General features: G+C 50.8%; 2 protein-coding genes. Both read right to left on the bottom strand.

All coding sequences use genetic code 11. The annotated features are described in order from the left end of the window. The coding region (locus BLX24_RS31185; protein ID WP_143092984.1) for a hypothetical protein at positions 1 to 227 on the bottom strand (227 nt) is incomplete at its 3' end. Continuing rightward, positions 227 to 457, bottom strand: a 231-nt coding sequence (locus tag BLX24_RS33555) for a hypothetical protein (RefSeq protein ID WP_218160756.1), incomplete at its 5' end; no start/stop codon positions are given. The genes BLX24_RS31185 and BLX24_RS33555, both read right to left, overlap by 1 nt.

The following is a 457-nucleotide window of genomic DNA, read 5'->3' as shown; positions in this document are numbered from 1 at the left end:
AAAATCACCCCGTTTTTAGCGTGGCCGAACGCCAGCGAACTGGCGCAGTAGTGGGATGTTTTAGGCAAGCCCCAGTAGGTATTGATCTCGGTAATCCACGGGGCGGAGTTGTTTACCTTCCCTTCCCGTTTGCCGATGAAGCGGCTCAGCGTGTCGAAAATAGCCTGACGCAGAACAGCTTCATCGGTGCTGGAGAGCGGGTAACGCTTTTTGGGATATTGCCCCATCAGGGGGTAATTAAGTGCGATAAGGCTGAGTGCAGTAAGAACAGCCCGAACAAGCCAAGAAGGAATTGACAACGTTGCCATGCGGTTAGCTCTGAAAAGAAATCCTTCCAAAAATACCGGTACAGGTAGTAGAGCATAAAGGGCGCAAATATCAGCATCTTCAGCAGCGCCTTGGGCAGATCCATGAACTCGACAAAGCTTTCGAGCGTGAACTTCTGAAACGAGCTTTC

It is taken from the genome of Arsenicibacter rosenii, assembly GCF_001870735.1.
In the GTDB taxonomy this organism is placed as follows: Bacteria; Bacteroidota; Bacteroidia; order Cytophagales; family Spirosomataceae; genus Arsenicibacter; species Arsenicibacter rosenii.
This window is presented reverse-complemented; position numbering and strand designations above follow the sequence as displayed.